This is a genomic window from Streptomyces sp. NPDC001903, from assembly GCF_042891345.1.
Taxonomy (GTDB): domain Bacteria; phylum Actinomycetota; class Actinomycetes; order Streptomycetales; family Streptomycetaceae; genus Streptomyces.
On the sequence record NZ_JBIASZ010000028.1, the window covers coordinates 1 to 12994 of the forward strand.

General features: G+C 72.7%; 12 protein-coding genes. 5 read left to right on the plus strand and 7 right to left on the minus strand.

Annotated features, from left to right (window positions below):
- Window positions 1–110: 110 nt before the first annotated feature.
- From ACFYZS_RS37515 to ACFYZS_RS37530, 4 genes are all read right to left on the minus strand, one after another.
- Window positions 111–1415 carry a haloacid dehalogenase-like hydrolase gene (locus tag ACFYZS_RS37515; protein WP_389023151.1) on the minus strand — a complete coding sequence of 435 codons (1305 nt, stop codon included), beginning with the start codon at window positions 1413–1415 and terminating at the stop codon, window positions 111–113.
- 144 nt (window positions 1416–1559) lie between these two features.
- A complete protein-coding gene (locus tag ACFYZS_RS37520) occupies window positions 1560–2351 on the minus strand; it encodes a 3-oxoacyl-ACP reductase (protein WP_389023154.1) in 792 nt (263 codons plus the stop codon).
- Window positions 2352–2358: 7 nt separating this feature from the next.
- Entirely contained in the window at window positions 2359–3738 is a 1380-nt protein-coding gene (locus ACFYZS_RS37525; RefSeq protein WP_389023156.1) for an aldehyde dehydrogenase family protein, read from the minus strand.
- Window positions 3739–3782: 44 nt separating this feature from the next.
- Window positions 3783–5147, minus strand: a complete 1365-nt coding sequence (locus ACFYZS_RS37530; RefSeq protein ID WP_389023158.1) for a glutamine synthetase family protein — start codon at window positions 5145–5147, stop codon at window positions 3783–3785.
- 77 nt (window positions 5148–5224) lie between these two features.
- Here ACFYZS_RS37530 and ACFYZS_RS37535 point away from each other — a divergent pair, with 77 nt between their 5' ends.
- The 3 genes from ACFYZS_RS37535 (at window position 5225) to ACFYZS_RS37545 (ending at window position 8314) form a co-directional block, all read left to right on the plus strand.
- Window positions 5225–5971 carry a FadR/GntR family transcriptional regulator gene (locus ACFYZS_RS37535; protein WP_389023161.1) on the plus strand — a complete coding sequence of 249 codons (747 nt, stop codon included), beginning with the start codon at window positions 5225–5227 and terminating at the stop codon, window positions 5969–5971.
- Between the two features lie 136 nt (window positions 5972–6107).
- Complete coding sequence (eat, locus tag ACFYZS_RS37540; protein WP_389023164.1) at window positions 6108–7577, plus strand: ethanolamine permease; 1470 nt, start codon at window positions 6108–6110, stop codon at window positions 7575–7577.
- A 32-nt stretch (window positions 7578–7609) separates the two neighbouring features.
- Window positions 7610–8314 (plus strand): gamma-glutamyl-gamma-aminobutyrate hydrolase family protein, encoded by a 705-nt coding sequence (locus ACFYZS_RS37545; protein WP_389023167.1) that lies wholly within the window; start codon window positions 7610–7612, stop codon window positions 8312–8314.
- Between the two features lie 21 nt (window positions 8315–8335).
- Here ACFYZS_RS37545 and ACFYZS_RS37550 read toward each other — a convergent pair whose 3' ends face one another.
- Window positions 8336–9259: a LysR family transcriptional regulator gene (locus tag ACFYZS_RS37550; RefSeq protein WP_389023169.1), complete on the minus strand. Its 924-nt coding sequence runs from the start codon at window positions 9257–9259 to the stop codon at window positions 8336–8338.
- Window positions 9260–9329: 70 nt separating this feature from the next.
- On the opposite strand from ACFYZS_RS37550, the gene ACFYZS_RS37555 reads away from it, so the two are divergent.
- Window positions 9330–10451, plus strand: a complete 1122-nt coding sequence (locus tag ACFYZS_RS37555; protein WP_389023172.1) for a TDT family transporter — start codon at window positions 9330–9332, stop codon at window positions 10449–10451.
- Here ACFYZS_RS37555 and ACFYZS_RS37560 read toward each other — a convergent pair.
- Together ACFYZS_RS37560 and ACFYZS_RS37565 are read right to left on the minus strand one after the other, a co-directional pair.
- Window positions 10448–11185, minus strand: coding sequence for a helical backbone metal receptor (locus ACFYZS_RS37560; RefSeq protein WP_389023175.1), 738 nt, complete (start codon window positions 11183–11185; stop codon window positions 10448–10450). The two genes, ACFYZS_RS37555 and ACFYZS_RS37560, sit on opposite strands and share 4 nt — an antisense overlap.
- Entirely contained in the window at window positions 11182–11793 is a 612-nt protein-coding gene (locus tag ACFYZS_RS37565; RefSeq protein ID WP_389023177.1) for a helix-turn-helix domain-containing protein, read from the minus strand. The genes ACFYZS_RS37560 and ACFYZS_RS37565 overlap by 4 nt, the downstream gene beginning before the upstream one ends.
- Before the next feature lie 251 nt (window positions 11794–12044).
- Here ACFYZS_RS37565 and ACFYZS_RS37570 point away from each other — a divergent pair, with 251 nt between their 5' ends.
- The gene (locus tag ACFYZS_RS37570) at window positions 12045–12950 is read left to right on the plus strand and encodes a 5'-3' exonuclease H3TH domain-containing protein (protein ID WP_389023365.1); all 906 of its coding nucleotides are present in this window, start codon (window positions 12045–12047) and stop codon (window positions 12948–12950) included.
- Window positions 12951–12994: the final 44 nt, after the last annotated feature.

Here is a 12994-nt window from a genome sequence, read left to right on the forward strand (position 1 = left end):
GCGCGCTCGCGGCGTTGTCGTCGGTCGACGACGCGAGCGTCGCCTCTCTCCTCCGCCTTGCGATCGCACGCGCCAGACCCCGCCGGCCCCGCCCTCACGGGCGGACGAAGCTACTTCGACGACACCCCCTGGAAGACGGAGTCCGTCTGGTCCGGGATGACACTGGTGTCGCCCCGGCGGACGGGTCCCGGCGTGCCGTCGTGGTCGACGTAGCCCGTGGTGGAGCAGGGGTACGGGGTGGTCTTCTGCTTCTTCGGCTCGATGAACATCGGGTTCACGATCCACTTGCCGTCGCTGTCGTCGTAGGCACGGCACATCAGCTCGGTCTTGTTCCGGTTCACGACGAGGCGCAGCGCGGTCGCGTCCCGCAGGAACGAGATGTCGGTGTCGGAGTCGCCCGCGGCGAACACCTGGCGGCGGGCGGCCGGCTGCACCTTCTCGGCGGCCGCGCCGCGGACGCCGAAGACCTCCTTGTTGATCCAGCAGCGCTTGCCGTCGATGTACGTGATCATCGTGTCTGCGCCGTCCTTCACCGAGCCGCAGCCCTGCAGGTGCGCGGTGAGCTTCCCGCCGGACGCGGTCGTGTTGCGGATGCCGATGACGTGGTCCGCGTCGACGCCCACGCCCTTGGCCCACACCTCGACGACCGGCTGCGGCGAGGCCGAGCTGATCCAGACGTCGAAGCCCGCCTTCTGCAGGCCGGCGATGAGGTCCTTCTGCTGGTCGTAGTAGCGGACCCAGCCGGTGGCGGTACCGGTGCCGACCTGCTGCTTGGCGCCGACGGGCGCGGCCAGGTTCTCGGCCCGCGCGGCGGCCGCGAAGCCGCGGACCTCCCGGGCGGTCCAGCCCTGCATCAGCTGCGGCAGCCAGGCGTACGCGGGCTCGGTGGTGCGGTGGTCCCAGCCGGCGAAGGCGGCGGCGCCGGAGCGGGTCGCGGCGGTGCCGTAGACGGCGGCGATCTCGTCGGCGCAGCCCGCGCCCTCGGGGGTGCCGGTGGGCAGCGGGGCGCCGGGGCGGGCGAGGGCGCCGCAGGCGTCGGCGAGGGCCCGGGCGGCGGCGGGGGTGAGGTGGCGGCTGGTGGCGGTCCAGTCCCGGCCGGCGGGCTGGCGGATCTTGCCGTTGCGCAGCAGCCAGTACATCTGGGCGTCGCCGACGTCGTTCTTGACGACGGTGTTGTCCCAGTCGAAGACCGCGACGGGCTTGGCGCGGTTCGGCCGGTACGGGTTGCACTTCCCGTACTGGTCGATCAGCTGCTGGAGCCGGGCCTGGTTGTCCCCGTACCAGCCGGCCGCGAGCCGCGGGGTGGTGCAGTGGGCCGCCTGGGCGGCGGGCGCGGTGGCGACGAGGGTGCCGGCGGCGATCGCCGCGGCGGCGCCGATGGCCTGGAGCCGGTGTGCGGTGCTACGTGGGGTCACTGAGGTGAACACTCCCTGACGTTCGTACGAAGATCATTTCGGACGGTAGAACACGACAGCCGGGCGTCGTGCGACGCCCGGCTGTCGGGGGGAAGGCCTGTGGGTGAACGCTCGGGGCCCGCGGGGCCCTTCGGCGGATCCGGCCTACAGGGGGGTGACGTACGCGCCCGAGATGCCGCCGTCGACCAGGAAGTCGGTGGCGTTGATGAACGAGGAGTCGTCGCTCGCCAGGAAGGCGACGGCGGCCGCGATCTCGGTGGGCTCGGCGAACCGGCCGAGCGGGATGTGCACGAGGCGGCGGGCCGCCCGCTCGGGGTCCTTGGCGAACAGCTCCTGCAGCAGCGGGGTGTTGACCGGCCCCGGGCACAGGGCGTTGACGCGGATGCCCTCGCGGGCGAACTGCACGCCGAGCTCGCGCGACATCGCGAGCACGCCGCCCTTGGAGGCGGTGTACGAGATCTGCGAGGTGGCGGCGCCCATGATGGCCACGAAGGAGGCGGTGTTGATGATGGAGCCCCGGCCCTGGCGCTGCATGTACGGCAGGGCGGCCTTGCAGCACAGGTAGACGGAGGTGAGGTTGACGTCCTGGACCCGCTTCCAGGCCTCCAGGCCGGTGGTGAGGATCGAGTCGTCGTCCGGGGGAGAGATGCCCGCGTTGTTGAAGGCGATGTCGACGGAGCCGTAGGTGTCGAAGGCGGTCTTGAAGAGGGCCTCGACCTCCTCCGGGCTGGTGACGTCGACCTTCACGAACAGGCCGCCGACCTCCTCGGCGGCGGCCTTGCCGGCGCTCTCGTCGATGTCGGCGCAGACCACGTTGGCGCCCTCGGAGGCCAGGCGGCGGGCCGTGGCGAGGCCGATGCCGCTGCCGGCTCCGGTGATGACGGCGGTACGGCCGACCAGGCGGCGGCAGACGGTCTCGGTGTCGGAAATGGTCATGATGGGCTCAGGCCTCCGTGCTGATGAAGACGTTCTTGGTCTCGGTGAATGCGGTGAGGGCGTCGGGTCCGAGCTCGCGGCCGAGCCCGGACTGCTTGTAGCCGCCGAAGGGTGTCCAGTAGCGGACGCTGCTGTGGGAGTTGACGGACAGGTTGCCGGCGGCGACGGCGCGCGAGACGCGCAGCGCGCGGCCGATGTCGCGGGTCCAGAGGGAGCCGGAGAGCCCGTACTCGGTCGCGTTGGCCAGGCGTACGGCGTCCTCCTCGTCCTCGAAGGGGAGGACGACGGCGACCGGGCCGAAGACCTCCTCGGCCGCCACGGGCGCGGTGGGGGCGACGTCCGTGACGAGGGTGGGCGGGTACCAGAAGCCGGGGCCCTGGGGGGCGGTGCCGCGGACCGCGGTGAGGTCGTCGGTGACGTACGACCGGACGCGGTCCAGTTGCACGCGGGAGATCAGCGGCCCCATCTGGGTCTTCTCGTCGGCGGGGTCGCCGACGACGACGCCCTCGATGCCGGGGGCGAGCAGCTCCAGGAACCGGTCGTAGGCGGAGCGCTGGACGAGGATCCGGGTACGGGCGCAGCAGTCCTGGCCGGTGTTGTCGAGGAAGGCCATCGGCGCGGCCGCGGCGGCCGCCTCCAGATCCGCGTCGGCGAAGACGATGTTGGGGCTCTTGCCGCCGAGTTCGAGGGTGACCCGCTTCACCCGGTCGGCGCACTTGGCCATGATCTGCTTGCCGACCGGGGTGGATCCGGTGAAGACGATCTTGGCGACGCCCGGGTGCTCGACGAGCGCGTCGCCGGCCACGGTCCCGCGGCCGGGGAGCACCTGGAAGAGGTGCTCGGGGATCCCGGCTTCGAGGGCGAGTTCGGCGAGGCGCAGGGCCGTGAGCGGGGTGGTCTCGGCGGGCTTGAGGAGGACGGCGTTGCCGGCGGCCAGGGCGGGGGCCAGGCCCCACGCCGCGATCGGCATGGGGAAGTTCCACGGGGCGATCACGCCGATGACGCCGAGTGGTTCGAGGAAGGTGACGTCGATGCCGCCGGCGACGGGGATCTGCCGGCCGGAGAGCCGCTCCACTCCCCCGGCGGCGAATTCGAGCAGGTCGCGGACGTTGCCGGCTTCCCAGCGGGCGTTGCCGATGGTGTGCCCGGCCTCGCGGACCTCCAGCTGGGCCAGCTCCTCGATGTGCCCGTCGACGACCGCGGCGAAGCGGCGCAGCAGCCGGGCCCGGTCGGCGGGGGCGGCCGCCGCCCAGCCGCGCTGGGCCGCGGCGGCCCGCCCGACGGCGGCGTCGACATCGTCCCGTGTGGCGGCCGGGACGATGGCGACGATTTCCTCGGTGGCCGGATTCAGAACTTCCAGTTGGTCGGGGGCCAGCGCATCGGACACGTGGTGCCTCTCAGACGTTCGGTGAGGGTGGCTACGGGTGGTGGCTACAGGCGTTCGAAGGAGCGGCGCAGTTCCCAGTCGGTGACGGCCGAGTCGTAGGCGTCCAGTTCCACGCGGGCCATGTTGCGGTAGTGGGCGACCACTTCGGGCCCGAAGGCGGCCTTGGCGATCTCGCTGTTCTCCCACAGCTCGGCGGCCTCGCGCAGGGTGGTGGGAACGTGCGCGAAGTCGGCCGTGTACGCGTTGCCCGCGCAGGCCTCGGGCAGTTCGAGGCGGTTCTCGACGCCGTAGAGCCCTGCCGCGACCAGGCCGGCGACGGCCAGGTACGGGTTCACGTCCCCGCCCGGGAGGCGGTTCTCGAAGCGCATGGAGCGGCCGTGGCCGACGACTCGGAGCGCACAGGTCCGGTTGTCCACTCCCCAAGCGACGGCGGTCGGCGCGAAGGAACCCGGCCGGAAACGCTTGTACGAGTTGATGTTCGGGGCGTAGAGAAGGGAGAAGTCGCGCAGTGCGGCCAGCTGGCCGGCCAGGAAGTGTCGCATCACCGGTGACATTCCGCCCGGGCCGTCGCCGGCCATCGCGTTGTGCCCTTCGGTGTCGGCGAGCGAGAGGTGGATATGACAGGAGTTGCCCTCGCGCTCGTCGAACTTGGCCATGAAGGTGAGCGAGACGCCCTCCTGGGAGGCGATCTCCTTGGCGCCCGTCTTGTAGACGGCGTGCTGGTCGCAGGTGGTCAGCGCCTCGTCGTAGCGGAAGGCGATCTCGTGCTGGCCGAGGTTGCACTCGCCCTTCGCGGACTCGACGGTCAGGCCCGCGGCCTGCATCTCGTTGCGGATCCGGCGCAGCAGGGGCTCGATGCGGCCGGTCCCGAGGACGGAGTAGTCGATGTTGTACTGGTTGGCGGGGGTCAGCCCGCGGTAGCCCGAGTTCCAGGCCTGCTCGTAGGTGTCCTGGAAGACCATGAACTCCAGCTCGGTGCCGACCATGGCCGTGTACCCGTGCCCGGCGAGGCGCTCCAGCTGGCGGCGCAGGATCTGCCGGGGCGCGGCGACCACGGGCGAGCCGTCGTTCCAGGCGAGGTCGGCCAGGAGGAAGGCGCTGCCCGGGTTCCAGGGGATCCGGCGCAGGGTCGCGAGGTCGGGGTGCATGGCGAAGTCGCCGTAGCCCCGGTCCCAGGAGGACATCTCGTATCCGTCGACGGTGTTCATGTCCGTGTCGACGGCGAGGAGGTAGTTGCAGCCCTCGGTGCCGTGGGCGAGGACCTCGTCGAGGAAGAACTGTGCGGCGAACCGCTTGCCCTGGAGCCGCCCCTGCATGTCGGGGAAGGCCAGGACCACGGTGTCGATCTCGCCGCTCGCCACGAGAGCGCGAAGCTCCTCGGGCGCGAGCGGCGGCTTGCGGTCTACCACTGGAATCTCTCCTTCGGTGAGCCGAGAACGCCTAAGGTATTGAATAGAACCATTGCTTGGGAAGGGGAGGAGCCGAGATGACCGACACGGCGGGTGAAGGCGGCGCGATCGCGCGGCTGAATCCGGTACTGCGGCAGGTGCGGGCGGGCAACGGTTTCGAGGAGGCCCTGGAGCAGATCCTCCAGGTGGTCCGGCTGGGACTGGTGCCGGGCGGCGAACGGCTGCCGCCCGAGCGGGAGCTGGCGGAGCGGATGGGGATCAGCCGGGTCACCCTGCGCGAGGTGCTGAAGGTGCTCCAGGACCAGGGCCTGGTGGAGGCCCGGCGCGGGCGGTACGGCGGAACGTTCGTGCTCCCCCGCCCCGACACCCCCGTCGGCGGCACCGAGGACGAGCTGCGCCGGCGCGTGGTGGGCGTGGACATCGAGGACGTGCTGCGCTTCCGCGAGGTCCTGGAGGTGGGCGCGGCCGGACTGTGCGCCTCCCAGGGGCTGACCGAAGAGGGCTCCGAGCGGCTGCTCGCCGCGCTGGCGGCCACCCATGACGCGCCGCTGGCCGACTACCGCCGCCAGGACACGCTCTTCCACCTCACCCTGTGCGAGCTCGCCGGGTCGGCCACCCTCACCGCCCAGTACGCCGCCGTCCGGGCCACCGTGAACGACCTGCTGGACTGCATCCCGCTGCTGGTGCGGAACCTGGAGCACTCCCAGCAGCAGCACAGCGCCCTCGTGGAGGCGGTGCTGGAGCACCACGCCGACGCGGCGCGCGAGGTGATGCGCGAGCACTGCTGCGGAACGGCCGCCCTGCTGCGCGGATTTCTGGCCTAGAACCGGCCCGGCGACGGACGCGGCGGGAGCGGCCCGAGAGGTTTTCGTAACCCCTGTTTAACGCAGGGGTCTTGCGCACTCCACTCCGCTACGGCAAAGGTACGCCCCACAACCATTGCCCTAGGCAGGAGCGCACATGGCCGACGACACCGAGGCACGGCTCGCAGCCGTACCCGAACCCACCACGTCCCCCGACGGCGGCGACGGCTATCTGGAGCGTCGTACGCTGCGCCGCGGCAGCGCGGGCTGGCTGCTGCTGACCGGCCTCGGCGTCGCGTACGTCGTCTCCGGCGACTTCTCCGGCTGGAACATCGGCCTCGCCCAGGGCGGCTTCGGCGGGCTCGCCATCGCCACCGTCCTCATGGGCGCGATGTACGCCTGCCTCGTCTTCTCCCTCGCGGAACTCTCCGCGATCCTGCCCACGGCGGGCGGCGGCTACGGCTTCGCCCGCCGGGCGCTCGGCACCTGGGGCGGCTTCCTCACCGGCACCGCGATCCTGATCGAGTACATCCTGGCCCCGGCCGCGATCTCCATCTTCATCGGCGACTACGTCGAATCCCTGAACCTCTTCGGCCTCACCTCCGGCTGGCCGGTCTACCTCGCCTGCTTCGCGATCTTCATCGGCATCCACCTGTGGGGCGTCGGCGAGGCCCTGCGCTTCTCCCTCGTCGTCACCGCGGTCGCGGTCCTCGCGCTGATCGTCTTCGCGCTGGGCGCCTTCACCGAGTTCGACCCCTCGAACCTCGACAACATCGCCGTGGACACCGGCGCCGCCGGATCGAGCTCCTGGCTGCCGCTGGGCGTCCTCGGCATCTGGGCCGCCTTCCCCTTCGGGATGTGGTTCTTCCTCGGCGTCGAGGGCGTACCGCTGGCCGCCGAGGAGGCCAAGGACCCGGTGCGCTCCATGCCCCGGGCCCTGTCGATCTCGATGGGCATCCTCGTCCTGCTCGCCCTGCTCACCTTCCTGGCCTCGACCGGCGCTCGCGGCGCCGACGCCATCAAGGACGCCGGGAACCCGCTGGTCGTCGCCCTCGAAGGCAACCCCGGCCTCTCCTGGCTGAAGACCTTCGTCAACTACGCCGGCCTCGCGGGCCTCGTCGCCTCCTTCTTCTCCCTCATCTACGCCGGCTCCCGCCAGCTCTTCGCCCTCTCCCGGGCCGGCTACCTGCCGCGCTTCCTCTCCCTCACCTCGAAGCGCAAGGCCCCGTACCTCGGCCTGCTCATCCCCGGCGCGATCGGCTTCGCGCTCGCCGCGGCCACCGGGAACGGCCCGCGCATGCTCAACATCGCGGTGTTCGGCGCGACGATCTCGTACGCGCTGATGGCCCTCTCCCACATCGTGCTCCGCAGGCGGGAGCCGGGCCTGGAGCGCCCGTACCGCACGCCCGGCGGCATCGCCACCTCCTCGGTGGCCTTCGCCCTGGCCCTGTCGGCGCTGGTGGCCACCTTCCTGGTGGACAAGGACGCGGCGTTCATCGCACTGGGTGTGTACGCGGTCGCCCTCGCCTACTTCGCGTTCTACAGTCGGCACCACCTCGTGGCCTCCGCGCCGGAGGAGGAGTTCGCGGCGCTGGCCGAGGCCGAGGCCGAACTCACCCGAGACTGACCGCCGTTCCCCATCCCCTGGAGGTGTCAACCGTGCCCAGGCCGCTCATCGGCATCACGACCTACGTGGAGGAATCCACCCGCTACGGGGTGTGGGACGTCCCGACGTCCCTCGTACCCACCGGGTACCACGAACTCGTCCAGGCGGCGGGCGGCGCGGCCGTGCTGCTCCCGCCGGACGAACCCGGGTCGGCGGCGGAGGTGCTGAGCCGGCTGGACGGCCTCGTCGTCGCGGGCGGCCCCGATGTGGACCCGGTCCGCTACGGGGCCGACCGGGACCCGCGTACGGGCGCTCCCGCGACCCGGCGCGACGAGTGGGAACTCTCCCTGATCGAGGCGGCCCTGGCGGCGGGGCTGCCGGTGCTGGGCATCTGCCGGGGCATGCAGGCGCTGAACGTGGCCCTGGGCGGCACGCTGATCCAGCACATCGACGGCCACGCGGTGGCCCCGGGCGTCATGTCCTGGCACCCGGTCCGCCCGGTCGAGGGCACCCGGTACGCGGCGCTGGTCCCGGAGGAGGCGGAGGTGCCGACCTACCACCACCAGGCCGTCGACCGGCTGGGCGAGGGCCTGATCGCCTCGGCGCACGCGGTCGACGGCACCGTGGAGGCCATCGAACTCCCCGACCCGGCGCACTGGGTGCTGGGCGTCCAGTGGCACCCGGAGCGCGACAAGGACACCCGCGTGATGTCGGCGCTGGTCGAAGCGGCCTCCCTCACCGCCGCGGTCCCGGCCTGACGGATCCGGCGGTACGGCGCGTCAGGGGCGGGCCCGGGTCAGTGACAGCAGGTCGCGGGCCGGGCCCGCCGGCCTGTTCCCCACCGGCCACACCGCCCGCAGGGCCCGCCCCAGCGCCGCCCCCGTCACCGGGACCTCGACGAGGCGCCGCGCCCCCAGCTCCTCCCCCAGCGCCAGCTCCGAGAGCACGCACGGCCCCGCCCCGCTCAGCGCCGCCGCCTTCACCGCCGTCGTCGACGCCAGCTCCAGCAGCGGAGCCGCCAGCCCCCCGCTCTGCGCCAGCGCGGCGTCCAGCACCTGCCGGGTCCCCGAACCCCACTCGCGCAGGATCAGCGGCGTGGCCGCCAGCTCCGCCGCCGCCACCCCCTTCGAGCGCCGGGCCCAGGCGTGCCCCGGAGCCACCGCCACCACCAGCCGGTCCTGCGCGATCACCGCCGAGTCCAGCCCCTCCGGCACCGAGAGCCCCTCCACGAACCCCAGGTCCGCCTCGTGGGCCAGCACCCGCTCCGCGACCACGGCCGAGTTCCCCGCGTGCAGCGACACGGCCGTCCCCGGCCGCTGCCCGCGCAGCGCGATCAGCCACCCCGGCAGCAGGTACTCCGCGATGGTCATGCTGGCGGCCACCCGGAGCCTGGAGTCCCGCCGTCCGCGCAGCGCCTGCGCGCCGGCGTCGAAGGCCTCCGCCGCCTCCACCACCCGCCGGGCCCAGTCCGTGACCAGCGCCCCCTCGGCCGTCAGGGTCGAACCCCGCGGCGAACGGTCCACCAGCGCCACGCCCAGCCGCGTCTCCATCGCCCGGATCCGGCTGCTCGCGGCGGGCTGGGTGATGCCCATGCGCTTGGCCGCGCCGCTCAGGCTGCCGATCCGGGCGACCTCGAGCAGCAGCTCCAGCGCCCCCAGGTCCGGTACCCGGTGTGCCAGCGGAACCCACTCCTCGTTACCCATAAAGTCAGTTTATGGCCTTATAGAGAGATGGTCTCTGCCGTCCGCCGGGCCCCGCCACGAGGCTGGATCCATGGCCACCACCCTCGCGCGACCCCGCGCCCACACCTCCCGGAACCCCGAGGCCCACAAGGCCTTCGCGTCGCTCCGCCACCTCGGCCCCAACTGGTACGCCTCCGTCATGGGAACGGCGATCGTCGCCAACGCCGGCGCGACCCTCCCCTACCAGGTGCCCGGCCAGCGCGTGGCCTGCCAGATCGTCTGGGCGCTGTCCGCGGCGGCCCTCGCCCTTCTGCTCACCGCCCGCGCCGGCCACTGGCTCCACCACCGCGACCAGGCCCGCGCCCATCTCCTCGACCCCGCCGTGGCCCCCTTCTACGGGTGTCTCGCGATGGCCCTGCTGGCCGTCGGCGGCGGCACCCTGATCGTCGGCAAGGACCTGATCGGCGTACCCGCCGCCGTCGCCGTCGACGCCGTGCTCTTCACCGCCGGCACCGCGATCGGCCTGCTCATGGCCGTGGTGGTGCCGTACCTGATGGTGGTCCGGCACAAGGTCGAGGCCGCGCAGGCCACCCCCGTGTGGCTGCTGCCCCTGGTCGCCCCGATGGTCTCCGCCGCCCTGGGCCCCCTGCTGGTGCCCCACCTGCCCGCCGGACAGCCCCGCGAGGCGCTGCTGCTGGCCTGCTACGCCATGTTCGGCATCAGCCTGCTCGCCACCCTGCTCATGCTGCCCCTGGTCTTCGGCCGGCTCATCGTGGGCGGGCCCCTGCCTCTGCTGCTGACCCCCACCCTGTTCCTGGTCCTGGGCCCCCTCGGCCAGTCCACCACCGCCGTCAACCAGCTCGCCGACGTGGCCCCCGATGCGATCGGCGCCCCCTATGCCGGCGCGCTCGGCGCCTTCGCGGTCGTCTACGGAGTGCCCGTGATGGGCTTCGCCCTGCTGTGGCTGGCCCTCGCGGCCGCGATGCTGGTGCGGGCGGCCCGGGGCGGCATGGGGTTCGCGATGACCTGGTGGGCGCTGACCTTCCCCGTCGGCACCTGCGTCACCGGCGCCGCCGGCCTGGCCCGGCACACCGGCCTGACCGCCTTCGCCTGGCTCGCCACCGCCCTGTTCCTGGGCCTGCTGACCGCCTGGCTGCTGGCCGCGGCCCACACCCTGCGCGGCCTGTTCGCCGGGACGCTGCTGCCCCGCTAGCCGGCGGCCCGCAGCGCCGCCGCCAGTACCGCCGGGGCCTCGGCCAGCGAGGGCCCGTACCAGGTGAGGTGGCGGCCGCTGACCAGCGCGGAAGGACGGTCCGGGAAGGCTTCCGGACCGTCCTCGCGCGTGAAGCGGTACGGCTCGTCGGGGAGCACCACCAGATCGCAGCCGGCTGCGGCCAGCTCCTCCACCGGCACCCGCGGATAGCGCTCGGCGTGGCCGGCGTAGATGTTGTGCACGCCCAGCCGGGCGAGCAGGTCACCCGCGAAGGTGTCCCTGCCGAGCACCATCCAGGGCCGCCGCCAGATCGGCACGAAGGCCCGCAGCGCACCGGCCGGCTCCACCCCGGCCCAGGCGGCCTCGGCCTCGTCCAGCCACCGCGGCCGCGTCAGCCCCAGGGCGCCGACCAGCACCCGGTCCAGCTCGGTCAGCGCCTGCGGCAGCTCCCGTACCTCGGTGACCAGGACCTCCACCCCGGCCGCGCGCAGCGCCGCCAGGTCCGGGGCCCGGTTCTCCTCCTCGTTGGCGATCACCAGGTCCGGGCGCAGCGCCGCGATCCGCTCCACGTCGGGGTTCTTCGTACCCCCGATGCGCACCGCGCCCCGCCCGTCGAGGTCCGCGGGGTGCGTGCACCAGTCGGTCACCCCGACGAGCAGCCCGGGGGCGCTGACCGCCACCGCCTCGGTCAGCGAGGGCACGAGCGAGACGACCCGCGCGCGGGCGCCGCTCACTGCCCGGGGGAGGGCGGCTCGGAGGTCGCGTGGATGTGCTCGCCGACCGCCACCACCAGGAGCCGGGTGTCCTCGGAGACGGCCCGCCAGCGGTGCCGTACGCCTCCGGACAGGAACAGCGCGTCCCCGCTCTCCAGCCGGTACGCCCGCCCCTCGGCCTCCACCTGGCAGGCGCCCGAGACCACGTACATCAGCTCGTCGTTGCGGTGCTGGTACTCGCGGCCCGCGTCCTGGTCCCCGCTGAACTCCAGCGCGTGCAGCTGGTGGTGTCCGCGTACCAGGGGTCGCACGCCCGGCATCGGCGTGAGCCCGGAGTCGTCCCCGGCCCGTACGAGGTCGACCGTGCGCGCGGTGTCGGAGGCGGCCAGCAGCTCGACGGCCGTGGTCTCCAGCGCGTCCGCGACCCGTTCCAGGGAGCGCATGCTGGGCCGGGCCCGCTCGTTCTCTATCTGGCTGAGGAAGGGCACCGACAGGCCGCTGCGCGCCGATACGGCGGCGAGGGTGAGGTGCAGTGCCCGGCGCCGCTTGCGCACGGCCACGCCCACCCGGAGCGGTTCCTTGGCGTCCTTGTCCCGTTCCTTGTCGTCCGAGCCGTCCCTGTCGTCCATGGCGGGGCTGCCCTCCCCTTGTCTGGTCCGTCGGCGTACGTCGGCGTCCGTCTCACATCGGTGTGCTGTAAGCACCTTACGCAGCAACCGCCCCCGGTTTCGCGTGCAAGAGCCGACGAGGGTACGCCCCGGGTGAAACTCCCGTGCCATTTTCGAGCGCTCTTGCGGCCACTTTCCGTGCCCCCGGGCGTAACCCTCGGCCGTGGGCGGGGTGCGGCATCATCGTCACCGTGACGACGACTCGACGCCTGATGCTGCTGGACACCGCCTCCCTCTACTTCCGCGCGTACTTCGGCGTGCCGGACTCCGTGAAGGCCCCGGACGGCACCCCGGTCAACGCGGTGCGCGGGCTGCTCGACTTCATCGGGCGCCTCGTGCAGGACCACCGCCCCGACGACCTGGTGGCGTGCATGGACGCCGACTGGCGCCCGGCCTGGCGGGTGGAGCTGATCCCCTCGTACAAGGCGCACCGGGTCGCCGAGGAGACCGAGAGCGGTCCGGACGTGGAGGAGACCCCCGACACCCTGTCCCCGCAGGTCCCGATCATCGAGGCGGCGCTGGACGCGTTCGGGATCGCCCGGGTGGGCGTCGCGGGGTACGAGGCCGACGACGTGATCGGCACGCTCACGGCGCGCGCCACGGGCCCGGTGGACATCGTCACCGGCGACCGGGACCTCTACCAGCTGGTCGACGACGCCCGGCAGCGGCGCGTGCTGTACCCGCTGAAGGGGGTCGGCACGCTCCAGATGACCGACGAGGCCTGGCTGCGCGAGAAGTACGGGGTGGACGGCGCGGGCTACGCGGACCTGGCGCTGCTGCGCGGGGACCCGAGCGACGGGCTGCCGGGGGTCCCGGGGATCGGCGAGAAGACGGCGGCGAAGCTGCTGGACGCATATGGCTCGCTGGCCGGGATCATCGCGGCGATCGACGACCCGAAGTCGAAGCTGACGCCCACGCAGCGCAGGCGGCTGGACGAATCCCGGCCGTATCTGGCGGTGGCTCCGAAGGTGGTCCGGGTGGCCTCGGACGTCCCTCTTCCGGAGTTCGACCCGGCCCTGCCCGCGGTGCCCGCGCAGCCGGAACTCGTCGACGCGCTGGCGCGCCGGTGGGGTCTGGGCGGAGCGGTGTCGCGTCTGAGCAGCGCGCTGCGCCCTTGAGGTGCTAACTTAGGTAATCCTAAGTTTCAGGGGAGCAAGGGGAG